The following is a 25,143-nucleotide window of genomic DNA, read 5'->3' as shown; positions in this document are numbered from 1 at the left end:
GTTTCCGCGTTAAGCGGTATGCCGGTTTCAGCCGAGCCGATCACGCCCACTGGTATTGCCTGGTCAGGCGCAGAGTCTGCCACGGACTCGACTTCCCAGACCGCAATACGTCGTCGGGCTGGCAGCGCGAAGCGGCCGAGGAAACGATCCGCGGGAAGGGCTCATCGTGGCGGAGTTCTTCGACGCGGGCTGTTCGCGTCGGCCGCAGTGGCAGGATCGGCCCGCTGCGGCGCGGCGCGGCTACTGGCCGCCGCCCAACACCCTGAACCCGAGTTCGACGCGGTCGTCGTCGGCGAGTACGAGCGAGCGTTCTACGGCGCCCAGTTCACCGCTGTACTGGCGACGTTGAGCAAGCACGGGGTACAGCTGTGGTTACCCGAGACCAGCGGGCCGGTGGACGTCGACAGCCCGGTGCATCAAGCGCTCATGATGCTGCTGGGATCACAATTACGACGCGTGTCCTACGGGCCCGGCGCCGGGTACTTGCCGCGATGCACACGCAAACCTGCGTCTCGATCTGCTCGAAGGTGAGCTGAGTGAGAGCCGTGCCGGTGGCGCGATGCCGATCCGGGGCACCTACCTACCGGATCTGTCGCGTGTGCTCGGCGCCGACCGGAGGTTCTGCGCCGGTGGTGTGCTGGCGTTGACGGCGATAGCGAGGCCCGCCGATCCGTTCCGCGGCGGCCGGGACTACGTGCTGCTCGTGCAGGAGCGATCGAGCCGAGTGGTCAACGGCGCCGGCCGCCTCGCGGTGATCCCGAAGGCGTTCCACCGCCCGTTGGCGGATCACCGGGCGGACGCGCGGATCGGCGCCACGCTGCGGCGCGAGCTGGAAGAGGAACTGTTCGGGCAGCGACAGCTACTCACGGTCACTGAAACCCGGCGCCCGCACCCGGGTTCGATTGGCTCCGCGTGGCACAGCGGCCTTACCCGGCGCCGGCGCGCCCCTGCAGTCTCGAACCGACCCTGCCCCGAGCAGGACTCTCGAGCCGAGTAGATCGTCTTCAACACCTACGCCCCACGCCGGCGACACTGCCCGCAGCCCGCCGAAAGGTGCGCTGACCTGGCAATACACTCAGAGTCCTCTGTCATGGGCAAAACACATGATCCTCCCATTCGCCCCTTGAACATCAGGTGACACCCCCCTGAAAACAGCCCTCCAGGGGTCGTATACTCTCTTCATCAGCAAGTCCGAGTGGCGGAATGGCAGACGCGCTAGCTTGAGGTGCTAGTGCCCTTAACGGGCGTGGGGGTTCAAGTCCCCCCTCGGACACACACGTTAACCACACGGGGAGAGGCGGTCACAACGACCGCCTCTTTTTTGTTGTTGTAGACGACTTGTAGGCCCAGGTCTCGGTAGACCTGCATGATCCGGTCGGGGTTCCGTGAGTTGAGGTGCCGTGCGACGTCTCCGAGCTGGTCGAGCATGGCGTACACCTCAGCCACGTTGAGCGTCTGCGCTTCTGGCAGGTGCTGAAGCTCTTCCTTCGCGGCTTGTCGCTCGGCCTGAGCGATGTTCATCGCGTCGACCAGGGCCGCCGGGTCAACCCCTGCTTCGATCGCCGCCTGGTGCCTGCGCAGCCGTCCTTCCGCGTCCTTAAGTCGTTTCTCCACGGCGTCTCGGCCCGTGCCTGGCTGGCCGCCCTGCGCTCCGACCAGCGCGGCCACCGTCTCGTCCCGGTTGGCCGGGTCGAAGACCCGACACAGCCAATCGTTGATCGGCGGAGTCACGACGTCCTCGCGCAGATTCACCGTCTTCGGGTGGTCGGCCAGGGCAGCCGAGCCCGGCGCCAGTGTCCGCGCGATGCACCGGTAGTACACGCCTTTCCGAATCGCCGCGCCCTGCATCTTCCGCGTACAGATCTCGCAGCGCACCAACCCTTTCAGCAGATAGGTGTGCTTGGCGGCGCTCCGGTCCCGGTCAAGCTTCGCAATCCCGCGCATCCCGCCAGCCGCACGGGACCGTCGCACCAGCTGTGCCTGCGTGAACGTCTCCACCGAGACAATCTCCGGGTGGGCGGGCCGGCGCGATCGAACAACGCGTTCCGGCTCCACGCGGCGGAATCGCACGACGTGCCCCGCGCTCACATCATCCGGGTTCAGCAAGGTTTCGTGCTTGGTCCAACGGCCGAAGATCGCGTACCCGGTATAGCGCGGATTCTCCAGAATGGATCGAACGGTGCTTCCTTGCCAGCCATCGGCGAGCCGGTGGCGGTTCTGGTCGCGTCGACGTTCCGAAGGGCAGGGCACCCCGTCCTCATTCAAGCCCTTCGCGATCGCGCGGTCGCCCACACCTTTCAGGTACTCGGCAAAGATCCGCCGGACGACGCCGGCCGCCTCATCGTCGATCGCCAACACGCGTAGCCGGAACCCCTCGGCCGCCTTCCGCGGGTTCGGGTGCGGACCGCCGTCGACCACGACGTATCCGTACGGCGCCCGGCCGCCCTGGTGTCGTCCTTCGTTCACAACCTGCGCATCCATCGCTGCGCGAACACGCGCCTGGACGTGCTGACGCTCCGATTCACTCATCCCGCCAAGCACACTCATGAGCATCTTGTGCGATGGGTTCCGCGCGTCGTACTTCCCGCCCAGTTCCGGCACCCATAGATCTACGCCGTAGGCCGCGAATCGAGGCGCGATGAGCGAGAACTGATTGCCGAACCAACACCGCGTGCCCTCGCCGACCACAACGGCATTCCACGTCCGCCGTGGGTTCTTCAGCTCGGCCAGCAGCCGCGCGGCTTCGGTACGCCGGTCCCAAGGCACTGAACGTGACTGCCCGATGTCGAAGAACTCGGCCACGACCCGGCCACCGAGCGGTTCGACGAACTTCCGAGCGTTCCCGAACTGCCAGCCGCGGGAAGTCTCGGGGTCCTGGTTGTCCTCGGTAGAGCACCGGCCGTAGACGGCCAGCTCTCCGATCCCGTCGTCGACCGGGTCGTCAACTTCGAGACCCAAGATGTCGTCCAGCGTCGACCACGGGTCACTGCTGATTTCAGCCGTCACGGTCCACCTCCTCCGCCGGTCCGTCCAGTACCGGCACCTCGGTAACCTCGATCAGGATGGCCAGCAAGCCGCGCGCGACAGCAGGCGTCAGGTTTGGCAATCCCGCAGGTAGGATAACTCGGATCGGTCGATCCTCGGAGTGATCGGTACTCATGGCTGATCTTCTTCGACGTCCGGCCCGTCGCCGCTGGTCGCGCGGCTGATCGCACTCCTGATTTCAGCCGTCAGGTATCCGCGCACCTGCCTAACCTCGCCGTCGTCGCCGGTCACCCGGTCCCGGGTCGGCCGACATCCGAGGTCGGTCATTTCCTGGGCGAACGTCCGCCGGTCCATCTCCAGCGCGTCGAGCAGTTCGGCCGTCGGTACGAAGTCCCGGCCGTCCTCGCTGAGATCGTCGCCCAGGTAGTCGACGATCGACGCGAGCAGCGCGGGCAGCTCAACCGCGTCGACGGGCTGGCCTGCGCTGATTGCCATCATTGCCGCGGCGTGGTCGAGCAGCGGCATGGTGTCCTGCCCGGCCGCATGCCCGGTCAACGTCCCGGCCGCTTCGCGCAGCGCGCGGCCTTGCTCGCAGATGGTCCGCCAGTCCTCGTTCGGCATGTAGTAGGTCCGGACCGTCATGGCCAGGACGTCGGCGCCGGCCGCGGTGTCGCCGTCCGGCCGCAGGATGCCGACGCCCTTGTGCGAGGGCAGTAGCCGCGACGAGTCGAATCCTCGCGTGTTCATCTGCTCGCCGAGCACGATGTTCGAGTCGCGCCAATCCATCACCCGCAAGGCGAACCGCGAGCCGAGCACCGCGCGCAGCCCGGACGGGATCGTCTTCGAGTCCGGCCGCTGCGTCGCGAGCACGAGCACGATCCCCGCGGCCGGCCCCTTCTTCGCCAGCCATGTCAGCAGCTCACCGACATACTCACCCGCGGGAAGCTTCTTTCCTTGCACATCAACGGGTGTGCGGTCCTCCAACGGAACCTGAACCTCATCGATGAAGATCGCTGTGATCGGCATGTTCAACGCCTTGTCACGCGACATCTCCGGCGTGACCTTCGACTCCGGGCAGGTGAGGTCGTCCAGGTCGCGCATCCGCCGGAACCGCGTCTGAACCTCACCGACGAGCTCGATCAGCCAATCCACCAAGGCCAGCACGTGTTCGGGTTCGTCGCCGGACATGAACCGGTGCGCCACCAAACCGGCCGCGTCCCAGTCCTTCCCGGCTTTGAAGTCCGCCACGTACAGCCGGACCCACGCGTCCAGGATGAGTCCCGCTGCGGCGAGCCGGGCGGAAAACGTCTTGCCCTGCCGCGGAATCGCGCCGACGAGCAGTGACGTCCACACCAGCGGAAGGTCGATCCGCCGATCCCGCGCGTCCCGTCCGAATGGAATCGGCCGCCACGCGTCCCACTGCGTCACGCCGAGCAGCGGCGTCCGCAAGGGCGGCGATGCGTATGGGTCTTCATCGGCCACCCACATCGCTACCCGGCCGGCGTGCCCGCCGTTGCCGCGCACCCGCTCGACGATCAGCTGGACTTCATCGACCGCGAGCGCCGACGCGAGTGCGTCCCGGTTCTTCACGACGTCGGCCGCTTTGCGCGTGGCAGGGAGGTCGACGGTGACCGCCCAGCCGTCACCGACGCGTGTCGCTCGCTCGACGAGCCGCAACGTCTCATCCTTGCCGATCAGCTTCGCGTCCCGGAACGCGTCCACCAGAACCTGCGGGTCCATCGTCCACGTCAGCGTCCGTGGCCCGGCGAGCGCCGGCTTACGCCCGGGACTGCCGTCCTTCCTGCGTCCGAGAACCGCGAGCGCTACCGACGCAGCCGCCCCGGCGATCCACAGTGGATCGTCCCCATACACCAGATCGACAACGGCCACAGCAATGGCGACAACGACCGTGATGGCGCCGCTGACCTTCCACCGGAACAACGTCAGCGCCCGGATTTCGATGAACTTGTCCGCCAGCTTTTCCGACTCCTCAGCGGCCGTCCGGTAATCCCGGACGGTTACCCACCCACGCCACCACCGCGCACCGACGACGACACCGCGTACAACCGCACCGAGGAACCGCAACGGCGACAGCACCAGCCACGCCACCGCATCCTTGAGCGCCTGCACCGCCTGCGGCCTGCTCTTGAGCCACAACGGCACCCGCGGCGAGTGCAACCACCACAACGCGAATCGGTTCCGACGTCGCTCACGCCGACGCGGCTGAGGCAACGTGTCGTCGACCAGCTCGCCGTCGAGCACGGGATCGGCCTTGACCGGCAATGAGTCAGCCATTGGCCACCTCCGCGCGCAGAGCCCGCGCAAGCCGCGGTGACAGCCCGCGCGAACAGCCGGTCGCCCGCCGCACCCACGCTGGCGAGATCTCGACGTCCGGCGTCCAGCTCTCCCGAGCGATCGCGAGGTAGTCGCCGAACAGGACGCGCCTACCGGCGTTCACGGGTTCCTCGTGAACAGGACGCCGTTCAGCAGCCACGAGCACGGCGTCCGTGAGCTTGTCCCGCAGATCAGTGATCGCCTCGACTGCGACGAACACGACCAGCGGCGGCACTGAGTGCAGGACGATCGCTGCGGGCTCGCCGGCCGCGAACGACGTCCAAGTGTTCATGGCATACGTGGCCGCGAGGGTGAACCACTTCGCCCGCCGCACCCACGGACCCGTTCGGACCTGGTACCGCGCGGTCACTTGCTCCGCGCGCAGGATCGCGAGTAGGACCAATGAAACCGTCGGGTCCAGCACCCACGCGGCCAGCCACGACAGCGAGCCCGGCCGTGTTCGGGCGGACGCGAAGCCCTGGACGTTGGTCATCGTGAACGCCAGTCCGAGCACGATCCCGATCCAGCACATCCAATCGACCTGCCGCCGGACCCGCTCGATCCGCAGCGCGACGACGTCCGGATCAGTCTGGTAGGCGCGCACCTCCGCGGCTTCGGCCGCGTCCTGCGCGAGCCGTTGAGCACGATTCATCGCCGACCACCTCGCTTCCGGGTGTCGACGGTGGTCACGGTCATGGCGCGAGTCAGTGCGTACGACGCGAACAGCGCTGGCAGGGCGAGCACGGCGACGAGCAGCCACGGGCTGCCCGGGTGCGCGATCACCACCCACTGGACGGCGACGATCAAGCTGGCGTTGAATAGCACCCGCCCGACCAGCGACACGAGCCGTGCCCCGCTCCGTGCGGCTTCTGCGGCAGCCTTCGCCCGGCGGGAACCGGCCCGCCAGACCCAGAACAGCACGAGCAGCACGCCGGCTCCGGCGAGGATCTGCGTGGGTGTCACGGTCAGTCCGTTCATCGCTCACCCCGATCGATCCGCTCGCCGCGCCGCAGCCAGTGCGGGTGCAGCGCGCGCCGGTCGTCGTCGGTCATCGCGCCCCAGACGCCGACCGTCTCGGCGCCGGCTGTCCGAAGCTCCAGTTCAAGACACTCGTCCTGGACCGGGCAGCCACCGCACAAGCGCGTGGCGAACTCCCGATCGTCACGAGCGTCTGGCGGCCCGCCCGCCGCCGGGGTCATGCAGGCTCCATCGCTGGTCACGATGGTGGTCAGGACATCGGTGGGCACCCACCGCAAGCGATCCAGCCGCCACGCGATGCCGATCAGCTGGAGGTCGTCCATGCCGCACCTCCGTCCTGAAGCGCCTTGGCCAGCTCGGCGGAGGAGACCCGCAGGCCGGTCCGGCATCGGGTGGCGCGCAGGGCGCCGGTCCGGATCGCCCGGCTGACCGTGTTGCGGGAGACACCGAGAATCCACGCGGACTCGGGAATGGTGTGAAAGGTCGTTTTGGTGTTCATGAGAGAACCATTCTGTTGATTTCAAGACTATGTTGTTTATTTCAGCTGTTATGCGGACGTGTTTGTCCGCGCGCCGCGGCAACACGCACCCGCGGCGCTGATGAACGGTTGAAAAGCCGCTAATCTCGGCGCTGAGGCGGAGCGCGGAGGAATACGTGACGGAGGACTGGGCGGCGGTCGCGAAGGCGATCGACATGCGCGTGCGGGAACTGGGCTGGCGGCAACGCGAGCTGGCCGAGCGGTCGCACGTGTCGCAAGCGACCGTGCGCGAGCTTCAGCATCATGTCGTCGAGCGGCGCCGCAGTGCCCGGACGCTCGAAGCGCTGTCGACGACGCTGGGCTGGCACCCGCGGCATCTGCTGGCCGTGCTGCAGAACCGCACGCCGCCGCACCCGGACGAGCCGGCCGACGACGGCAACGAGCTCGCGTCCCGATTGGACGCGCTTGAACAGCGGCTGGCCGAGATCACAGACCGGCTCGAAGATGTTCAAACGAGCCTGGCAACCGTGGTCGAGCACATCCGGCCGAAGCGTTAGCGAGGTCTTTTCCATGCCTTCAATTCAAGGCTGGAACGGCCTCGCAACCCATGCACAAGCACCGCAGCATCACCGCACAACCACCGCAGATCACCGACATTCGGGAGCGCAATGAATCCGGCCGGGGGATGGACGGGACGCACGGCGACGGCATTGCAGTCGGCATTGCGGCTGAGTCAAGAGCGCTTCGCCGAACGCCTGGGAATCAGCGCGCGCACGGTGGGGTCGTGGCACAAGAAACCGGATCTTCGACCGCAGTCAGACATGCAACAGGTCTTGGACACGGCGTTGGCGCAGGCGTCGGACGCCGAGCGCGACCGGTTCGGCGCGTTGACCAGCGACGCACCAGCCAGCGCCTCGCCGGCCGGTGCGTCGAGCGAGGCTGATGAACGCCTGGACGCCGACCCTCACATCGGCGCCGCGTTGGAGTGGCTCGACCGTCACGCGCACTGGACGCCGGGCACCGCGCGGCGCGCCGTCGCCGATCGCCTCGCGCGCATCGACGTCCAGGAGCTACACGACCGCGGAACTCAGCGTGGTTGGGTCAGCCAACGTGACGTCGCCGCCGCGCTGACCACTTACTACGGCAGCCAGCTCGACGACCACGGCCTGTACACGGCGCAATGCGGTGATCTCACCATGAACACCAGCGTCCTGACCTGCGCAGACTGGCTCGACCTGAATTGCGAGCTGCGTCCGCCGTACGACCAGTTCCGGGTTCCGAGCGCGCAGCCGGAAGCCGACCTCGACCTGGCGGACCACGCCTTCGACCGCGCCGTTCAGCGACTCGCCGAGACCCTGTCCATGAACACCCGGCTCACGGACAGCCCGATCTACCGGCTCACGAGCACGGACATCCGTGAACACCAGCTTCGCGGCACGTTCGGAGTGTCCCAGTTCGTGCACTACGCGCTGACGGCCGACCTTCTCGAAGGTGAACTGGTCGACGCGGTGGCCGCGGGCTCGACGGCGATGCCGCTCAGGGACCGTTACCTGCCGGACCTCCGCTCGGTGCTCGACGTCGGCGAGCGGCTCTGCGCGGGCGGCGTCCTTGCGCTGACGGCGATCGCCCGGTCCGCCGACCCGTACCGCGGAGACGCCGACTACTTGCTACTGGTCCAAGAGCGGTCCGGCAACGTGCTGAACGCCGCGCGTCGGCTCGCGGTGATCCCGAAGGGCTTCCACCAGCCGCTGACCGACGTCCGCCGCGACGCGCAGGTGGGCATGACACTTCGCCGTGAGATGGAAGAAGAGCTGTTCGGCCGGCCCGACATCGACAACACCCTGGGCGAGATGCTCGCGGCCGACCCACTGCACCCAACCAAGCTCACCGAGCCGATGAGCTGGCTCATGGCGCAACCCGGCCGGCTGCGGATGGAGTGCACGGGGTTCGGCCTGAACCTCGTCAGCGGAAACTACGAGTTCGCCAGCCTGATCGTCATCGACGACGAAGAGTTTTGGGCACGCTACGGGGGAGTGGTCGAAGCAAACTGGGAATCCGCAACTCTTCGTCAGTATTCGACTACCGACGACGAGCTCGTCACCGAGTTGCTGGGTGATGTAGCGTGGAGCAACGAAGGATTGTTCGCGATGTCGCAAGGGCTCAGGCGCCTTGCGGAAATCGGCGGCGAGCGCGTGAAACTACCCGCGATCGAATGGGAGATCAGCCAGTGACTGACGGTTGGACCGCCGGCAACGCCAACGAAGATGCGGCGGACACACGCGGCTGGCTGGTCGGCCACTTCATCGATCCGTCGCAGGGTGTTCGAGCGTCGAAGGACGTGGAAGTCAAGTGGGCCAACCATCCTGCGGGCGATAAGCGTCCCGAGTGGACGTCCGATGACCAGCGAACCACGCTGGTGATGCTCGTCTCAGGTGAGTTTCGAGTGGAAGTCACCGGCGGTAGCAAAGTTATGAACCGTCCGGGCGATTACCTCATGTGGGGTCCTGGAATTGACCATTCCTGGGAAGCGTTGGCGGATTCGGTCGTCTTGACGGTCCGCTGGCCGTCAGCGACCTAATTCGGCTGCGGGAATCCTCACCCGCTCACCGCCGATCTCGGAGAGTCGACGCAGACCCTGGAGAAATGCGAACAATCCCTCATTACTCCAGGTTTCGTCACCGATCAGTTCGGTGATCAGGTCTCCGTCGAGCGTCGAGTACTGCCGCAGCCCGGCGGCCTCCCAGTTCGCTTCGACGTCACCGCCGAACCGCGGCCAGAACTCCTCATCTTCGATCACGACCAGGCTGGCGAACTCGTAGTTCCCGCTGACCAGGTTGAACCCGAACCCGGTGCACTCCATCCGCAACCGGCCGGGCTGGTCGGTCAACCACCGCATCGGCGCCGAGAGTCGGGCCGGGTGCATGGGATCGGCGGCCCGCTGGACGCCGGTTGTCCGGTCGACGTCGCCCCTGCCGAACAGCTCTTCTTCCAGCTCGCGACGTAGCGTGGCGCCGATCCGCGCGTCGGCGCGTTGATCGGCGAGCGGCCCGTGGAAGCTCTTCGGGATGACGGCCAGCCTGCGAGCCGCGTTCACCACGTGCCGCGAGCGCTCCTGCACCAGCAGGAGGTAGTCCGCTTCACCGCGGAACGGATCGGCGGGCCGTGCGATCGCCGTCAACGCGAGCACGCCACCAGCGCAAAGCCGTCCCGGAAGGTCGAGCACGGCCTGAAGATCCGGCAGGTACCGGTCCCGGAGCGGCGTCCGACCCGGTTGTACCGCGCGGCTATCGTGTAGCTCCCGTTCGAGAAGATCCATGCTCAGGGCGTACTCGACGAACGGCACCACCTGGACGTCGCCGCCGACCATTTCCGGTCGGATCTGCACGTCCGTGAGCCGATACAGCGGCACGTCCGCGATGCGCACGTCGTCGGCCGCGGCTTCGGCCAGCCGCCGAACCGCCCCGACTTCGTCGACCGGCTCACGTGCCGCATTCTCGTTGGCAGACAACACAATCCGGTCGTTCTCGGCCGTCAACGGGCAAGCAAGGTCCAGCCAGTCCGGCCGGGTCAGGACACTGGTCGCGACGTCAACCTGTCCGCAGCGCGCGGCATACAGCACATGCCCGGGAACCGAGTCGCGGTAATAGTTCGCCAAGGCGGCTGCAACGCGACTCCGACCGGCCGGCGCGTCGGAATGCGGCTTCACCGGCGCGGCGGTTGCCACGCGTCCGCGTGCAGTACCGGGAGACCACCCAGCGTGCCGATCCAGCCAGCCGAACGCAGGCTCAAGCGCCGAGCCAAGCTCCGCCGTCCCATCCAGCGTCCGCAGGCCGATCAGCTCGCGCAGCTCATCCGCGGTGCGGCCGAGAACCTTGGCCAGCTTCGGCCACTGGTACGGCAGGGGCGCGTAGTCGCCGGCTTCCCACCGGATGACTGTCGAGCGGTCGACGCCCATCACCTCGGCAAGGTTCTCCTGAGTCAGCCCGGCCACCTTACGCGCTGAAACAAGCTCCTCGCGTCGACGAATGCTGACCACTCGACCACCTCACCCCGGTTGACGTGATCACAGCGTAGCAGCCGTCATTGCAGGTAATGGCCCTGACTGCGACATCCCCGCCACGAAACATCAACGTTTCCGCTCTGGGCCATGCCCGCCTCTCCGGTTTGGATGATTTCAACAGATCCAAAGACCAGGGGGCGGATGTGACCAGCGGCGAACACGGCTCGCGCTTGTACGTGACCTGGCACCGCTGCGTGGCCGACAACCTGGACCACGCCGTCACTGACGACGCTGTGGCCGATGGCATCGCGCGCCACGAAGGCCGCTACCGCACGCTCTGCGGCCGCGATGTGCTGTTCCACTCCTGCCTGATGCCTCCCGGTCGGCCGTGCACTACCTGCAAGTCGCTGGTCTGGCTCCGCACGGCCACGCCGTCGCCGGAACCCGCGTCCCATCGCAAGCCGTCGTGCTGGCGTTGGGTCTTCGGCCGTCTCCAGACTCCGGCCGCCCTGCTGCCGCGCCCGCCTCAACGCGTGCGGTTCATTCCCGAGCAGGACAGCCGGACCACCACGTCGGCGGGAACGGGCAGTACCCCGAGCGCGCCCGCTCCCGCCGACCACCATCGCCGGCGGCCGACCCGATGACCGTCTACATCGCGCGTCCGCTGCCCGGCACGGTCGGCGAATCCCGCCGCGTCGTCCATGTCTTCCCGCTCTCAGCAGAGGGCCTGGCGCCTGAACGGCTGACTGCGTATTGCGGCGCGACGTTCGGCCGCGGCGAGCTTGAGTTGTTGGAACGCCCGGTCGGGATGCCGTGCGTGACCTGTCTCCGCCTCGCACCGACCCCGGGCGACGCCGATCGGCCGGCGATCGACCGATGACGCCGAGCCCGCCGATCGTGCCGGCGTTTCAACGCGAGCTGGATCCACTGCTGCTCCTGCCGGTCCGGCTGTTCGTACTGTGCCAGCTGGCGGACATGCGCTGGCGCAGGGCTGTAGTGGTCGGGACCGCTCTGGGTGTGGGCGGGCGGAGTCTCGCGCCGCACCTGGTGACCCTGCGCGCCGCCGGATACCTGGAGACCCGGTTCGAGAGAGATAGCCTGGTGCTCCGTTTGACACCGCTCGGACTCGATCGGCTGACCGAGCACGTGACGGCGCTCCGGTCTGTCGCGAGCACAGCCGCCGAACTCGTCACTGCGCGGCGCGCTCCGCCCGTCCGGTTTGCTGTGACGGGTCTGGCCCGATGCGCTAAACCGTCTGAAGGCGGCTGCTCGTGACGGTTGTGACGGGACTCCCGTCGAGCTGTCACAGCCGTCACGCAGGCGTTGTCGCAGGTCAACCCGCGTTTGTCGCTGTCACAGGCCGTGTGACGGCCGTGACGGCTGGCGGGAGGACCGCCGCCCGGTGACCGGGGAGGGAAGACCACAACTACGGCCCGGTGACGGGCGTTGAGTCTTGGCTGTTCCGGCGTCGCTCCCCTCGCGACCATCCGAGCGGAACGGCCGAGCCGGTCCGGCCGGCGCAGGTTGACTGCGCCGGCCGGATGCGTCGTCAACGCGACCACCGGGGCTACTGCGCCAGCCACACACAGGCACATAGGTTTAGTTCACCGCGCCGAATAAAAGAACTTGTGCCGCTGTTCGGCCAACACCAAGCACAGCACCCGACCCGCACAATCCGGTCCAGCAAAATCAGGGCAGGCCACTGATCCCCACATACACGTCACACGTGTTGCTGGCGCCAGAAGGACCCGTGAGCACCTGACCGAGCGCATCGTGCGCCCGGTATGAGTCGTTGGCACGAAGCAACGCCGGGATGTCGAGGCAGCGCGAAGCTGCTTTACTCGACGTTTCGTGACTCACCCAGGCCCCGGAGACACCGGGCAGGTAGTCGGCACCGTCCGTGGCGGCGGCGACGAACGTGAATGCATTCCCGCCCGAATACGCCTGCGCCAAGCGCAACGCCAGCTCCTGACAGCGGCCGCCACGTCCTGAACCACGCACAGTCACAGTCACCTCTCCGCATCCCAGCACCGCGACGGGTCGGCCAGGATTAGTTCCCGACGTGAGCAGCCGGTCCGCGAATGTCCGGGCGACCAGTTCGACATCTCCTTGCACAGCGGCACCGAGGCTCTCCACCGCGAGCCCATGAGCCCGGCCCTCCCCGATCATCGCCGACAACGCCAGCCCCGGTCCTCCCACTTCATGATTGCTGTGCTTCACGCCGAAGCCGCGTCGGCTCGATACCCTGTCAACCGCAGCGAGCACGCGGGCACGGACGCCGTCATCGCGCACTTCGTTAGCAACGACATACCTGACGAAGGGCAAGTCCAGTTCGGTCGCGAACGTCGGGCCTGACCCCACACCGGTGAGCCCGACCTGCACGTTGTCGGTAAGCACGAGGCCGACGCACTGCGCCGGAGCAAGAAGATCGAGCAAGCCTCCGGCAAGCAAAGGCGCGCAAGTCCGCCGGACGGCGTTGACGATGGTGACATCGAGTCCCGACCGGAGGAGCAGACGGCTCACCGCGGCCAGGTCGCCGGGCCACAGCGGGGCGATGGTCTCCGAGAGCATCGCGGTCGCACCGCCGGTCACCGCCACGGCTACGACGTCTCGGCTGGTCAAGGCCTGCGCTGAGACGAACTCCCGCAACGAGCGGGCAGCGCGCGTGCTGTTCTCCGCCGGCAAAGGATGGTCGCCCAGCGCGTAAGCATTGGCCTGCCCGGGGACGGGGTAACCGGTACCGCCAACGGCGAAGCTACTGTGGATTTTCCCTTTCAGGGCACGCTGCAGCCCGCTGAGCGCGCCTCTGGCGGCTTTGCCCAGCACGATGACGATGAGCCTTCCGCTCTCCGCATGATTCGCCAGCCCTATCTCGCGCGCTCCCCGTTCCATCACCTTGTCTGCCGCGACCGCACCGCAGCCCGCCTGGGCAATGCGCAACGCGACTGCGAGAGCCGGATCGGCGGCAGAATCGACGCGGGCCGGAATCAGTGTCGCTGCCAGGGATCCCAAAACCGATCTCCGATCACGCCGAAACAAATGCGTGTTCCCTTCGGGCTCGCAGAGAAACAGCGTACAGAACGCTGCTGGCGACAGCGACTGAGCCGCAGATGACGAACGTCGTCCGAGTACCCAAGCTCTCCGACAGCGAGGTCACGACCAACGCTCCGACCGGCGTCGTGCCGTTGAAGACGAAAGAGTAGAGACCGCTGACGAGACCCCGTCGTTCCTGGCCGACGCCAATCATGAGCACAGCAGTCGAGGAGGCGGTGAACATCAACCTCCCAACACCGCTGACGGCGATCAGCGCAACGACCGCCCACAATGGGTGGACCAGGCCGACGATCGCGAACGTCACCCCGAACACCAGCAACCCGACCAGCGCCGAGACGGTCGGCGCCGATTTCAGGAACGTCCGCATCAGGCCCCCCGCGAACGAACCAACGCCGAACGCCGCGTTGAACGCGGCCAGTGCCGCCGGGCTGTTGAGGTAATCCGAGCCGGCCAGGAGCGGTATCATCGTCGCGACGTTGAACGAGATCAGGCTGACCAGAGCGAAGATCAGCAGCAGGTCCCGAATTTCCGGCAAGCCCAGGACCAGACGCAGACCCTCGCGCAGCGAGCTCTTCTTCTTCGGCACCGGCAACTCGTGCAGGCCCCGGGGCAAAAGCACAACCGCAAGAACGAAGCTGATCGCGTCCAGTGCGAACGCGAGACCGGCGGTGCCCAGCGACAGGACGAGCCCGGCGATCGCAGGCCCGACGATCCTGCCGAGCGTCGATGCCGAATTGCTCGTTCCCGTGAACCGGGCACGGTGCTCGTCAGGCACGATCGCACCGAGAAATGCCTGTCTGCCGGAGAATTCCAGCAGCGAGAAGATCTGGCTGATCACGCCGGCGAGCAGAAACGGCACGAAAAGCAGTGAATTCGGCGAGAACGCCAGCGCAACGCAGAGCAAGGCCATGGCTGCCTGCACCAGGTTGCCCGCGACCACTACCGAACGCGCGTGCCGTCCGTCGACGAAGTTGCCGATCACTGGAGCCAGCACGGTCGACGGCAGGAAGCGGGCCGCGGTGAACAACCCGAGCTTGAGGGGATCGTGCGTGGCCGCCAGGATCACCCAGCTTTGCGCGGTCGCGGACACGAACGTTCCCGACTGCGACAGAAAGGTTCCCGCCAGGTAGGAGAAGGTAGCTTTGTTCCACAGACTACCCGGCTGCCCGCGAGTCATTCTCCGCCCTCCACACCCACGCCGAGGTCCCAATTTTTCGCTCGCCGCAGCGGCAAGGTCGCGTCCCCCCACGGAACGAATTGCGGTTGCGGAAATCGGAGGCGAATCAAGTGCTTCGCCGCCGCGGCGAAGAACAAGGGATCGCGCAGCAGCGATTTCGTGACCACGTCGACAACTGGGCGGCGCAGGTAGGTGGCCAGTGTCGCCAGGAGGAACCGCGGCAGGCCGGGCGGTTTGTTGTCAGGTCGTGACGAACCCCTGAGCCGACCCCTCAGTGCCACGACAAAGGCCGTCGGCTCTTCCAGCACCGACGCACCTACGAGTCCTGGCGGGGTGACGTGGCGTGGCAACGGCAGGCCATTCCATGCCGCGAGTGTCAGCTTGCCCACGTCGATGCCCAAGCTCCGCCAGATTTCCACCAGGATCTTGAAGTTGTTGCCGCTTCGGGGATTTCCCTCGATGAGCACGAGCTCACCACTCCGGGAGTCTGCTTTGAACTGGAACGCGCACCAGCCCATCATTCCCAGCTCCCGGGCCATTTCCCGGACAGCGGGCGCGATCGGAGGCGGTGACACCGAAATCACGCAGCAAGACCGCCCGCTGTCGGCGTACCGGACCTTGCGCAGCCACGTCTCGACGACCGGGACCCCCTTCTTGTCCAGCAGAAACGTGACCGACGGTTCGGTGGTTCCCGGGATGTACTCGTGGAGGGCCACCGCGGGCGAGTTCTTGCGGAGCTCCTGTACGGCTGAGCTCAATTGCCCAGCGTCCTCGGCGTAGCGCACCCCGCTCGATCCTGCCGAAGTCAGCCCCTTCACCACCACCGGGAAGCCCAGCTCTTCCCGAACCGCGACCAGCGCGGCGTCATCGTCTCCCACCGGGATCCTGCGCGGTACCGGCACGCCTCGCTGTTCCGCGAACTCGTTGAGCCGGACCTTGTCCTGCACAAGCGAGGTGGCAGCGAAATCCGGGCAGCAGAGGATGGCGCCGGCGTCGCCGAAGGCCGCCCGGTGCCCGGAGAGCCAGAAAATCATCTGGTCACTGGCGGGTATTATGTGCGTGATCCGCAGATCCGCGGTCAATTCCAGCACGTAACTCACGAATCCGGCCGTGGCACCGTCGGCGGGCACGCCCGAGGACACGTCCCATTCAGTGGGTTCCGGAACAGCGATCGGCCAGAACTCGTCGCACCACCGAGATTTCGCGCACGTCATCGGCACATTCCGCCAGTTCGTCGCCGCGATGAACTCAGCGTGCGGCCGCAGAATCGCAATGAAAGCGTACATGTTCGGCGTCGAGCCCACGATCAGAACCCTGGGCCGACCAGACGATCTGTTCTGATCCTTTTCCACCGGCAGCCTCCATTCCCGGGAATTCCACACGTTATTAGCCAGCCATGACGTGCGAGCTGTCAAGATTGATTGAATCAACATCGACCAGGATCGTGACTTACGTCACGACTGCTGCAGGCAGATGATTGGCCGAATTCAACCGTCTCCGAGGGCCAGACCGAACTCGAGATCGAACGGGATGAACCGGCGAGCGGCCTGGACCGCGTCCTCCTCGCCGAGAAACCCCCGTGCCAACGCCGCGCGCCGGACGGAGCCGGTCTGCCAGCGTTGCGCCAGCCAGCCGGCCGCCGTCGCGTGCGGAATTCGCACCGGCAAATACCCGGGATCGCGCTCCAGCAAGGTGCAGTTGAACTCGGAGACATCGTCGGAGAGCCCGCATGCCGCTTCCCAGACGTCGCGCACCGCGGAATGCCGGGCCAGCTGGTCCAGCACTGTGATCACACCGGGCCAGGATCGGTGAGTAGCCACCGCGAGCCGGCCGAGTTCGCACCCATCGGATAAACTGCCTGCGTTCTCCAGCCAGTATTCGGCCAATTCGGTGCTGACCGAATCAATACCGGTCCTTCGGCTGAACTCGGCGCCAAGTTCAGCAAGAACCGGGTCTACTTTCCACAGCCGGGCCAGCTCGTGCGAAACCAGCTCTTCGTAGCACTCAGGCATCCGCGGCCACACGAGCTGCAGCACAGTAGCGGCCTGGGCATCACGGGCAGCCGGGCCATAGGTGCGCAACCACCGGTGGAGGTGGGCGGTCCGAACGACCGAACCGTCTTGCCTCCGTCCGATTCCGGACACGACGCGCAAAGCATGTTCGGCGTCGGCGTACTTGACGTCCCCGTGGCTTCTGCCTAGATCGGAGACCAGTTCGCCCGCCTCGGCAGGCGGGAATCCGGCCTGCCGCAAGGCTGAGCGGACCGCGAACGGCGTCCGCTCGGTGAAATAGAGCTCTCGGACAGCCGCAACCGCGGCGTCGGCGACTTCCGGGGAGATCCGACGTTCGGACACGCGACGGCGGCAGGCCGCACGCAAACTGACGAGCGCGACCGTACGAGGCAGGTGGTCATCCTCAGCTCCGAGATGTGACACAGCGACCTCGTCGTCGCTGTCGAGCCGGCCCTCGGCGAACTGGTTGTAGACCTCGCCGATGCCGACCATCCCCGCATACCGCAACTCACAGGCACGAAGCGCCCCCATGCTGCTCGCGCCGACGACCGCGGTACCACGCTCGAGCGCATACAGGATCTCCTTGTGCCGGACAGCCGGTCGCTGGTAGTAGACACCATCGATGATCAGCACGGTCGTCTCCGGGCCCAACTCCAGCCGAAGCAGGTCGCCGTGCGCGATGGGGCCGTGAATGCGGGCGTGCGGCACGATGTTCCGCACTTGGTCCGCTGAGACGGTAGGTCCGATAAAGACGTGCACTGTGGACACCCGGTCACCCTCCGGCTGCTGTGTAGTTGCCGTGCCCGGCCAGTCTCAGTCCTGGTGCGACGACCTTGACCACGGAAACCGGAGCCCCGGATTCGGTCAGCCGAAGACACAACGGCTCATAGCCGGTGAACTTGTGAATCTTCTCCGCGACGCAGGTCATCGCTTGCCCGAGCCCGGCAACCGGCAGGTCCGCAGGAGGGCTCACGTATTCGATCTCGTCGCGCGCAGGCGTGGTCTCGCGCACGAAACCTAGGTGCAGCAGATCGTACACTTCGTCGGGAAGGTCGTCTCGAGTGCCTGCGATGACCGTCAGGCGTTGCTGCACCGCTTCGGTGATCGCCCGGCACGTCGCCACGGCGGTGGAAGGGTGACAGCCAAAGCCGCCGAACACCAGCGGCAGGCTGCCTCCGCCGACTGACGCGCCAACGCACGGCAGCCCCATCGGGCCGGTCAGGTCGAACACCCGCAGCCGTGCGCTCGCGGCGGCGATCCGCTCGCATAGTGCGTCGACGGCGGGATCCGCCACCTCCGCCGGGTCGAACAAGTGCCGGCCGAGCACGTCGCCCGCCGCCGCGATGCTGTCCCGCTCGGCCACCTCGCACAGCGCGTGCAGCATCGCCTCTTCGTCGGAGTTACCACTGGCCAAGCCGTTACTAGTGGACAAAAACAGCGGAGGGCACCAGCTGTCGCTGACCACCGTGCGGTCCAGATCCACCAGTTCTCGCGGCAGGGCCGCGGATCGTCCGGTGATCATTGAGCTGCAGACGAGCCAGTCGAGCGGGTATCGCCGATGCCACAGCCCACCTGGGTGCAGGTCGAGCGCTTCCACGGGATAGCTGAGCAAGCTGCCGAGCTCGGTGGCAGGCGTGCCGGCGATATCGGCGTCTGCCAGGTTTTCCGCGTAGTAAAGCTCGATCGCTTCCATCACGGCCGAGATCTTGGACAAAATGCCGGTCGTTCCTTTGCCTTGGGACACCGACAGGGCGCGGGCATGAGGCCGCACTGCCATGTGCACCGGCACGCCGATGTCGTCGAGCCCCGTGACATCCGCGACCCTGGTGACACCAGCGGCCTCGGCCACCGGCTCCAGCGCCGACCAGGTCTGTTCCGGATGTCTGCTCCGCCAGGTGCCGGACGTCCAGGCGATCCGGGGCGGGTCACTGGTATCCATTCCTCACTCCGTATCCACCGTCGGGAAGGTTCCGCGTACTGCTCAGTGGCGGGTGGGGCGTCGGCGCCCCACCCGCCTGGCCAGCGCTAACTCAGTTCTGCTGCTGCGCCACCACGATGATGGTCTCGTTGTCCTCGGTGAAGATGTGCTCCATTGTGCTCACCTCCTTCCAGCAGTAGTCGACCCCAGCGCAGGGGCTGTCAGTCCGGACTATGTCCAGACCTCCGCCATAGCGGCGAAGTCTTGTGCCACGGCCTCCGCTTCCGACTGCAAGCAGACGTAGGGAACCTCGGCGAACGCCTCTCGCGTTCTTGACAGGACGGCCCGATCGGCGCGTCCGAAGGGCCGATGCTCGGTCTTCAAGCTCCCCCGGCGAAGGGCGAAACCCTTGACGTGCACGGTGTGGGTGAACGAAGCCAGCCGCGCCCCGGCCTTTTCGATGCGGGGTTCCAGGAAGGCCAGCCCTTCGAGATCGACGACCGTTCTCACGCCGAATCGGTCGTGGAGTCGTTCAATCTCCCGCAACGATGCATATCCCTGGTGGGTGTCGACGAGAACATCGCCCGGTGGTCTGGTCCTGCCCGCCAGAGCTTCCAGCTGAGCCTTCATCAGCTGGTTGTCGGCCAGGCCGGGCTGCTCCGCGGCGAACACCCGGACGGGAACCGCACCATGACGGTCTGCCTGCTCCGCGATCTCCTCGGGCTCATGACCCGGATCCCCGAGCACCACGCTGAGTCCGACGTGCCCCACGTCGACCCCCCTGGCGTGGAAGTCGTCCAGCCCAGTCAACTCCCAGCGGTGGCTGCGGCCGGCCCGCAAGTCGACTGCTTGCCCCCCAAGGCCGATCACCAGCGACGCCAGGTCCGCGCTGCTGAGATTTTTCGCGCAGGCGGAGGACACTCCCAGCCGCGGGCTCATCCGCCCTGATCCTCGTCTGCGCCCCGCAGCGGATGCCGGCGCTCGGTCAGCGGCAGCCGCACAGTCCGCCCCTCCAAATGCGACCAATAGATCGCATGCAGCATCTGCGCCGCAGCCGCACCGTCTCGCCCGGAGCAAGCAGGATCTCGTCCCTGCAGGATGGCGTCCACGAAATCGGTCGCGGCGTAGGTGTGATAGCCCGCGTAGGCCCTTGGCGGCTCGGTGTCCAGCTGGTGCCAGTCATCGTGTCGCGCATAGATGACGGGCTTACGGGTGTACCAAACCGAACCGTCCGCATAGGGCGCTCGCCAGACTGCGATGCCTCTGGTGCAATGCACCTCCAGCCGGTATGGCTGCTCAGCACGGTCCTCGATGGCGCACGGCCACGATTCGACCGTGCCCACCAGACCGCGCTCGAAGGTGTAGGTGGCATGGATCCGGTCGCCGCCGACAGGGCCGACCTCTTCCGTTCCCTGACGCGCCTCCCGCAAAACGAACGGCTTCGTTCCGGTGCCGACGTAGCCGCTGCACGTCAGCGGCTCCCCGCCGATCCGCCTCATGGCGTCAGCGAGATGCCCGCCGAGTACGAAGAGATCCTGCCCGCCTGCCCGATGGTCCCACTTGCACAGACCGCGCAAATGCAAGGGCTCGCCGAGCTCTCCGCCCGCCAGCAAGTCCGTAAAACGCCGGAACCGTGGCTCGTGCACGGCGGGCAGCGCGGTAGCCAGCAGCCGTCCGGCTTTCTCGGCGGCCGCCAGCATCCGGTCGACCTGCATGAGGTCTTGCCCCAGCGGCTTTTCGCAATATACGTGCGCTCCGGCCTCCAACGCCGCGACGACCATCTCCTCGTGCCGGACGATCCACCTTGGACAGACAAGAACGATGTCTAGGTCTTCGCGATCCAGCATCTCCGAATATGACTTGTATTGCATCTGGGCCGCTGTGCGAGCGGCAGCGGCCGCCCGGGTGCGAGGGTCCGGATCGCTCACCGCGGCGACAAGAACCCGCGGCTCTGCGGCGAAACCCGCGTCGATCTGGTGCCCGTAGTCGCCGTGGCCGCCATGACCGATGATTCCGACGCGAAGGAAATCACTCACGTTCCCAGCTCCCCGGTTCGATGTCAGTCAGCGCCCTCAGCGCGGTTGTCACGTCGGGAGGCAACGGGCCCTGCGTGACCCACCCCACGTTCTCCTCGAGTTCCCGCACGGACCGCGGGCCTACGACGACGGTGTGCACCCGCGGATCGCCGAGCAGCCAGCGCAGGCCCATCTCCGGCATCGACAGCCCTGACTCCCGCGCGATCCGTTGTGCTTCCGCGATCCTGCGGACGAGCCCCGGTGGAACTGATCCGCGCCGTTCGGCACGCAAGCGCCGCGGCAAGTCCTCGTCGAGCGAGGTGAGCAGGCCTTGCCGGTACGGTGCGCCAACGGCTACGCCCATGCGCTGCTCGGTGAAAGCCTGGATCGCCGGTCCGCCGATGTCGCCCCAGACCATGTTGAAGTAATGGACGTACAACGCCAGATCGAACAGTCCCGTTCCAGCGAGGGCCACGGCCTCCCTTGCCTTCCGCACGGAAAGACCGACGTGGTCGACGAGACGCCGTTTCCTGGCTTCATCGAGAAAGCGCATGACCGGGGCCGTGTCCGACACCCCGTCTGGCCACCACTCGGTCCAGTCCGTTTCGTGCAGCAGCAGCGCCGGAAGCCGGTGCAGTCCGAGCACGCGCAGCGAATGCTCGAGCTGCGCGGTCATCAACGACGGTTCGGTGTAGCACCGATCGCCGGAGCGGGCGAGGATGCTCTTTTCGAACCGGCCGATCTTGTCGATAGTGACGACCCGTTCGAGCACCTCGCTGCTCAAGGCTTCGGCAAGAATGAATTCTGCTTCGCCCATCCCGTACATGGGCGCGGTGTCGAAGACGTTGACACCCGAGTCGTAGGCAGTCCGGACGACGTCAAGAGCCTCGCTGTGCGCTACACCGCGGTCGGAGGTGAGGTGGTAAGTACCCAATCCGATCGCGCTGACCATGCGTCCGGTCCGGCCGAACATTCGTGGGTCGAGCACGTCATCTTCCGCGCGTGCGGAACGCATCACGGTCATGCGGACGCCTCCTTGACGAGCGAGGTGGCCATGGGAGCAAGCGCGGAGCCGCCGTCGACCCGGATCACTTGCCCGGTGATGTAGGCGGCGGCCGGGCCGGCCAGGAAGCTCACGACACCGGCGATGTCGTCGGCGCTGCCCAGCCGGCCGAGCGGTATCTGTGCCGCGGCGCGGCGCATGCTGTCTTCGTCGCGTCGTCCGCCCCGGCGAACCCGGGGAGTGTCGATCTGGCTAGGCGCGACTACATTGCACGTAATACCCGCCGGTGCCAGCTCCATCGCGAGCTGAGCCGCCAGCCCGTGCAGTCCGGCCTTCGCCGCCGCGTAAGAGGCACTACGCCCTCGACCGCCGCGGAAAGCTGTGTTCGACGAGATGAAGATGAGCCGACCGTGTTCCCCCGCGGTCATGCCGGCAGCAGTCGCCCTGGCCAGATGGTAAGCGCCGTCGAGGATCACTGCGGTTTCGGCGCGCCAATGCGACGCTGACAGCTGCGTCACGTGTCTTGGCGGCAGCGACGGACCCGCATTGTGCACGACGATCGTCGGCGTTCCGAGCTGCTGCACGATTTCGCCGACCATCCGGTCCACCTGTTCGCCGTCCGCGACGTCCGCGATCGACGGGTACAGCGCGTCATCGAGCCGGGACCTGGCGAGTCGTTCCAACTGCGGCCGGTGATGCTCGAGGCCGTTCACTGCCACTCGCGCCCCCGCATCAGCCAGTGCGATCGCGATCGCAGTACCGCACCCGCCGCCACCGGCGCCAGTCACAAGTGCCACCTGACCGTTCAGCGGTGCCGCCGCCAGGTGCGGCGCAGCCTCACTGGAAGCTGTAGCCACGGCGCACCAGTTCTTCCTCCACCGCGAACGGCGGACAGCCGGTCCAGGAGGCCCGCAGTGCGCGTTCCGCGGTGATCCGCTCCACGACTTCGTCGGCCACCTCGGCGGCCAGAGCCCGCGGCACCACCACGGCTCCGTCATCGTCGCCGAACACGAGGTCGCCCGGCTCGACGTAGACACCCCCGCAGATGACCGGAACGTTGACAGCCCCGTGATCGCCGGAGGCCGGGTAGTGGTAGTTGCGGGGCGTCGTCCCCAGAGCGAAGGTCGGGAAGCCGAGCCGACGGATGCCCGCAGCGTCCCTGACGCATCCGTCGATGACTGCCGCGGCCATCGGTTTGTTCATCATGCGTTGTGCGGTGCCGTCGCCAAAACAAGCATAGTCACGGACTGCGCCGGCCGCGACGACCAGCACGTCTCCAGGCTCAGCGAGATCGATTGCCATTCGGCGCACAGTCAGGTCGGGGCCGAGCGAAGTGACCGCGGGACCGCAAAACCGCATACCTGGACTCAACGGCGCCAGGTCGACGTGCATCACTTGGTGTTTGCCGAGCACATCGGAGATCAGGGCGGAATAGAAGTCTTCATACCTCCGCACAGTGTCAACCGAGGGCCGGTCCACTTTTGAAACTATTTTACGCAGGGAACTACCGTATTCTTTCATCTTCGTCTCCCCGTGCCGTTCAGCGGTAGATATGCACACTCTTGCTGGCAAGAAACTCGCGAATTCCGGCAGCACCGTGTTCAGCGCCATGTCCGGACATCTTCCTGCCGCTTGCGGCCAGCGGCACGGAATCGATGCGGTGGTAGGAATTGACGTAGACGGTACCAACGTCCAGTTCGCGCCAGACCCGCTCCAAACGGGTTAGATCGCGAGCCCAGATTCCCGCGGCGAGGCCGAACCGCGAGTCGTTCGCAAGACTGATCGCATCCCGCTCGTCGCGGAACGGCGCACACACGGCAACCGGGCCGAACAGTTCGTCCTGCCATAGCGAGTCACGCTGATCGACTTCAGCGACCAGCGCGGGCCGGAAGTACGCACCCGACCGTCCCGGGACCGTCACCTGTCCACCGCCCGCACACACCTTCGCGCCGAACGCGACCGCCTTCTCAAGCGAGTCGCTGAGGGCATCGCAGTGCTCCTGGCTGCGAACCGCGCCCACGTCGACAGCCGTGAAAGGATCACCCACCCGGACGGCTTCGACTGCGAGAGCGAGCCGCTCCAGGAACTGCGGGTAGACCTCGTCTTGAATCAATATCCGGGAACCCGCCGTGCACACGGCTCCCTGATTCCGCACGAATCCAGTGACTACGCCCTGAAGCGCACGATCGAGATCCGCATCGGCGAACACGATGTTCGCGCTCTTCCCGCCGAGTTCGAGAACACAGCGTTTCGCCCCGGACGCTGCGCTGCGCATCAACTCTTGCCCGGCCAGTTCGCTCCCCGTGACGGACACTACGGCGATGCCGCTGTGCGACGCGAGCAGCTGCGCTGTTTCGGCACCACCGTGCAGAATCGCACAAGTGCCCACCGGAAGTCCAGCCCGTTCGAAAGCGTCGACCAGCATGCCTGCGGTCGCAGCAGCGAGCGGGGAAGGCTTGTAAATGACTGCGCACCCGGCGGCGAGAGCGGCAGAGATCTTCAGCGCAGCGACTTGAACCGGCATATTCCACGTGCCGATCACGGCCACGACACCTGCGGGCTCGGTGAGTTCCAAACCCCATACTTTGCGCGAATGGTCGGTTGTCACCGTTCCCGCAGTCGCTGGGACGAACCCCGCGGTGGTCTCGAGAATACGTGCCGCGGACCGTACTTCCGAATGGGCCTCGGCGAGCGTCTTGCCCGTCTCCAGGGTGACCTGGCCGGCGATCTCATCAGCCGCATCGGCGACAAATCGCGCCGCTCGACCGAGCATCCGCGATCGTTCGCTGCTCGTGCTCCACCGCCAGGCGGAGAACTGTTCGGCAGCGCAGCCGACCGCGAAGTCAACCTCGGATGCCGTCCCCATCGGACACTGATAGAGAGGGCATCCATCGGGCGCATCGGTCACCTCGACATGTCCCGTGCCCGGCATCCGGCTGTCGCCGATCACGTGCTCCAGACCAGGGGCGTCGAGCTTCGAAAAAGGCATGATTCATCCCAAATTTCCAAAAGATTCGCAGTAGAAATTCACTTTTATATCACGTTGCACTAACGAAGCAATAATTACTCAAGCATTCCCGGAAAGAAAGATCCGTCAGCAATATCGGTCGTATTGCCACATCAAACAAGCCCACGGTTGCCTATGGAAACAACCACAGAATGAAATCGACAACGCGGGTCATGCGCGCC

General features: G+C 66.3%; 26 protein-coding genes and 1 tRNA gene. 8 read left to right on the top strand and 19 right to left on the bottom strand.

Translation table 11 applies throughout. The features are described 5' to 3' along the window. The first annotated feature begins 559 nt into the window (after positions 1-559). Together QRX50_RS37140 and QRX50_RS37135 are read left to right on the top strand one after the other, a co-directional pair. Positions 560-997: a hypothetical protein gene (locus tag QRX50_RS37140; protein WP_434533180.1), complete on the top strand. Its 438-nt coding sequence runs from the start codon at positions 560-562 to the stop codon at positions 995-997. A 192-nt stretch (positions 998-1,189) separates the two neighbouring features. After that, positions 1,190-1,273, top strand: a tRNA-Leu gene (locus tag QRX50_RS37135). Here the strand turns inward: QRX50_RS37135 and QRX50_RS37130 are convergent. From QRX50_RS37130 to QRX50_RS37100, 7 genes are read right to left on the bottom strand one after another with little or no spacing between them, the layout of a single operon-like run. Beyond that, positions 1,255-3,006 (bottom strand): recombinase family protein, encoded by a 1,752-nt coding sequence (locus QRX50_RS37130; protein ID WP_285967742.1) that lies wholly within the window; start codon positions 3,004-3,006, stop codon positions 1,255-1,257. The genes QRX50_RS37135 and QRX50_RS37130 overlap by 19 nt on opposite strands. Then, complete coding sequence (locus tag QRX50_RS37125; protein ID WP_285967741.1) at positions 2,996-3,160, bottom strand: hypothetical protein; 165 nt, start codon at positions 3,158-3,160, stop codon at positions 2,996-2,998. The genes QRX50_RS37130 and QRX50_RS37125 overlap by 11 nt, the downstream gene beginning before the upstream one ends. Continuing rightward, a complete protein-coding gene (locus QRX50_RS37120) occupies positions 3,157-5,280 on the bottom strand; it encodes an FtsK/SpoIIIE domain-containing protein (RefSeq protein WP_285967740.1) in 2,124 nt (707 codons plus the stop codon). Before QRX50_RS37120 ends, QRX50_RS37125 begins: the two co-directional genes overlap by 4 nt. Then, positions 5,273-5,971: a hypothetical protein gene (locus tag QRX50_RS37115; RefSeq protein WP_285967739.1), complete on the bottom strand. Its 699-nt coding sequence runs from the start codon at positions 5,969-5,971 to the stop codon at positions 5,273-5,275. The genes QRX50_RS37120 and QRX50_RS37115 overlap by 8 nt, the downstream gene beginning before the upstream one ends. Then, positions 5,968-6,297 (bottom strand): hypothetical protein, encoded by a 330-nt coding sequence (locus QRX50_RS37110; RefSeq protein ID WP_285967738.1) that lies wholly within the window; start codon positions 6,295-6,297, stop codon positions 5,968-5,970. The genes QRX50_RS37115 and QRX50_RS37110 overlap by 4 nt, the downstream gene beginning before the upstream one ends. Beyond that, entirely contained in the window at positions 6,294-6,620 is a 327-nt protein-coding gene (locus tag QRX50_RS37105; RefSeq protein ID WP_285967737.1) for a WhiB family transcriptional regulator, read from the bottom strand. Before QRX50_RS37105 ends, QRX50_RS37110 begins: the two co-directional genes overlap by 4 nt. Continuing rightward, positions 6,602-6,796 carry a helix-turn-helix domain-containing protein gene (locus QRX50_RS37100; RefSeq protein WP_204089415.1) on the bottom strand — a complete coding sequence of 65 codons (195 nt, stop codon included), beginning with the start codon at positions 6,794-6,796 and terminating at the stop codon, positions 6,602-6,604. Before QRX50_RS37100 ends, QRX50_RS37105 begins: the two co-directional genes overlap by 19 nt. Positions 6,797-6,951: 155 nt before the next feature. On the opposite strand from QRX50_RS37100, the gene QRX50_RS37095 reads away from it, so the two are divergent. The 3 genes from QRX50_RS37095 (at position 6,952) to QRX50_RS37085 (ending at position 9,353) form a co-directional block, all read left to right on the top strand. Continuing rightward, positions 6,952-7,332: a helix-turn-helix domain-containing protein gene (locus tag QRX50_RS37095; RefSeq protein ID WP_184778382.1), complete on the top strand. Its 381-nt coding sequence runs from the start codon at positions 6,952-6,954 to the stop codon at positions 7,330-7,332. Between the two features lie 111 nt (positions 7,333-7,443). Beyond that, on the top strand, positions 7,444-9,006 hold the full coding sequence (locus QRX50_RS37090; protein ID WP_285967736.1) for a helix-turn-helix domain-containing protein: 1,563 nt from the start codon (positions 7,444-7,446) through the stop codon (positions 9,004-9,006). Next, complete coding sequence (locus QRX50_RS37085) at positions 9,003-9,353, top strand: cupin domain-containing protein (RefSeq protein WP_204089413.1); 351 nt, start codon at positions 9,003-9,005, stop codon at positions 9,351-9,353. Before QRX50_RS37090 ends, QRX50_RS37085 begins: the two co-directional genes overlap by 4 nt. Here QRX50_RS37085 and QRX50_RS37080 read toward each other — a convergent pair. Beyond that, a complete protein-coding gene (locus QRX50_RS37080; protein WP_285974660.1) occupies positions 9,342-10,730 on the bottom strand; it encodes a helix-turn-helix transcriptional regulator in 1,389 nt (462 codons plus the stop codon). The genes QRX50_RS37085 and QRX50_RS37080 overlap by 12 nt on opposite strands. Before the next feature lie 137 nt (positions 10,731-10,867). On the opposite strand from QRX50_RS37080, the gene QRX50_RS37075 reads away from it, so the two are divergent. Genes QRX50_RS37075 through QRX50_RS37065 form a run of 3 tightly spaced genes read left to right on the top strand, consistent with a single transcriptional unit; the run spans position 10,868 to position 12,050 of the window. Next, entirely contained in the window at positions 10,868-11,419 is a 552-nt protein-coding gene (locus tag QRX50_RS37075) for a hypothetical protein (RefSeq protein WP_285967735.1), read from the top strand. Further along, positions 11,416-11,655, top strand: a complete 240-nt coding sequence (locus QRX50_RS37070; protein WP_285967734.1) for a hypothetical protein — start codon at positions 11,416-11,418, stop codon at positions 11,653-11,655. The genes QRX50_RS37075 and QRX50_RS37070 overlap by 4 nt, the downstream gene beginning before the upstream one ends. Continuing rightward, on the top strand, positions 11,652-12,050 hold the full coding sequence (locus QRX50_RS37065) for a helix-turn-helix transcriptional regulator (RefSeq protein WP_285967733.1): 399 nt from the start codon (positions 11,652-11,654) through the stop codon (positions 12,048-12,050). Before QRX50_RS37070 ends, QRX50_RS37065 begins: the two co-directional genes overlap by 4 nt. A gap of 414 nt (positions 12,051-12,464) precedes the next feature. Here QRX50_RS37065 and QRX50_RS37060 read toward each other — a convergent pair whose 3' ends face one another. The 11 genes from QRX50_RS37060 to QRX50_RS37010 all read right to left on the bottom strand — a co-directional run bounded on the left by QRX50_RS37060 (position 12,465) and on the right by QRX50_RS37010 (position 24,943). Then, complete coding sequence (locus QRX50_RS37060; protein WP_285967732.1) at positions 12,465-13,787, bottom strand: DUF4147 domain-containing protein; 1,323 nt, start codon at positions 13,785-13,787, stop codon at positions 12,465-12,467. Positions 13,788-13,800: 13 nt separating this feature from the next. Next, positions 13,801-15,006, bottom strand: a complete 1,206-nt coding sequence (locus QRX50_RS37055; RefSeq protein WP_285967731.1) for an MFS transporter — start codon at positions 15,004-15,006, stop codon at positions 13,801-13,803. Next, positions 15,003-16,358 carry an ATP-binding protein gene (locus QRX50_RS37050; RefSeq protein ID WP_285967730.1) on the bottom strand — a complete coding sequence of 452 codons (1,356 nt, stop codon included), beginning with the start codon at positions 16,356-16,358 and terminating at the stop codon, positions 15,003-15,005. The genes QRX50_RS37055 and QRX50_RS37050 overlap by 4 nt, the downstream gene beginning before the upstream one ends. Before the next feature lie 135 nt (positions 16,359-16,493). Next, positions 16,494-17,738: a TfuA-like protein gene (locus tag QRX50_RS37045; RefSeq protein ID WP_285967729.1), complete on the bottom strand. Its 1,245-nt coding sequence runs from the start codon at positions 17,736-17,738 to the stop codon at positions 16,494-16,496. A gap of 52 nt (positions 17,739-17,790) precedes the next feature. Next, positions 17,791-18,957: a YcaO-like family protein gene (locus tag QRX50_RS37040; RefSeq protein ID WP_285967728.1), complete on the bottom strand. Its 1,167-nt coding sequence runs from the start codon at positions 18,955-18,957 to the stop codon at positions 17,791-17,793. A 210-nt stretch (positions 18,958-19,167) separates the two neighbouring features. Continuing rightward, positions 19,168-19,875, bottom strand: coding sequence for a hypothetical protein (locus QRX50_RS37035; protein ID WP_285967727.1), 708 nt, complete (start codon positions 19,873-19,875; stop codon positions 19,168-19,170). Beyond that, positions 19,872-20,972, bottom strand: a complete 1,101-nt coding sequence (locus tag QRX50_RS37030; protein ID WP_285967726.1) for a Gfo/Idh/MocA family protein — start codon at positions 20,970-20,972, stop codon at positions 19,872-19,874. The genes QRX50_RS37035 and QRX50_RS37030 overlap by 4 nt, the downstream gene beginning before the upstream one ends. After that, positions 20,965-21,975 carry an aldo/keto reductase gene (locus tag QRX50_RS37025; protein WP_285967725.1) on the bottom strand — a complete coding sequence of 337 codons (1,011 nt, stop codon included), beginning with the start codon at positions 21,973-21,975 and terminating at the stop codon, positions 20,965-20,967. The genes QRX50_RS37030 and QRX50_RS37025 overlap by 8 nt, the downstream gene beginning before the upstream one ends. Further along, positions 21,972-22,742 (bottom strand): SDR family NAD(P)-dependent oxidoreductase, encoded by a 771-nt coding sequence (locus QRX50_RS37020; protein WP_285967724.1) that lies wholly within the window; start codon positions 22,740-22,742, stop codon positions 21,972-21,974. Before QRX50_RS37020 ends, QRX50_RS37025 begins: the two co-directional genes overlap by 4 nt. Before the next feature lie 49 nt (positions 22,743-22,791). Continuing rightward, complete coding sequence (locus QRX50_RS37015; RefSeq protein WP_285967723.1) at positions 22,792-23,475, bottom strand: RraA family protein; 684 nt, start codon at positions 23,473-23,475, stop codon at positions 22,792-22,794. A 19-nt stretch (positions 23,476-23,494) separates the two neighbouring features. Then, positions 23,495-24,943 (bottom strand): aldehyde dehydrogenase family protein, encoded by a 1,449-nt coding sequence (locus QRX50_RS37010; RefSeq protein ID WP_285967722.1) that lies wholly within the window; start codon positions 24,941-24,943, stop codon positions 23,495-23,497. Positions 24,944-25,143: the final 200 nt, after the last annotated feature.

The organism is Amycolatopsis sp. 2-15, from assembly GCF_030285625.1.
In the GTDB taxonomy this organism is placed as follows: Bacteria; Actinomycetota; Actinomycetes; order Mycobacteriales; family Pseudonocardiaceae; genus Amycolatopsis; species Amycolatopsis carbonis.
The sequence above is the reverse complement of the archived record's forward strand: the minus strand, read 5'-3'. Positions and strand labels throughout refer to the sequence as shown.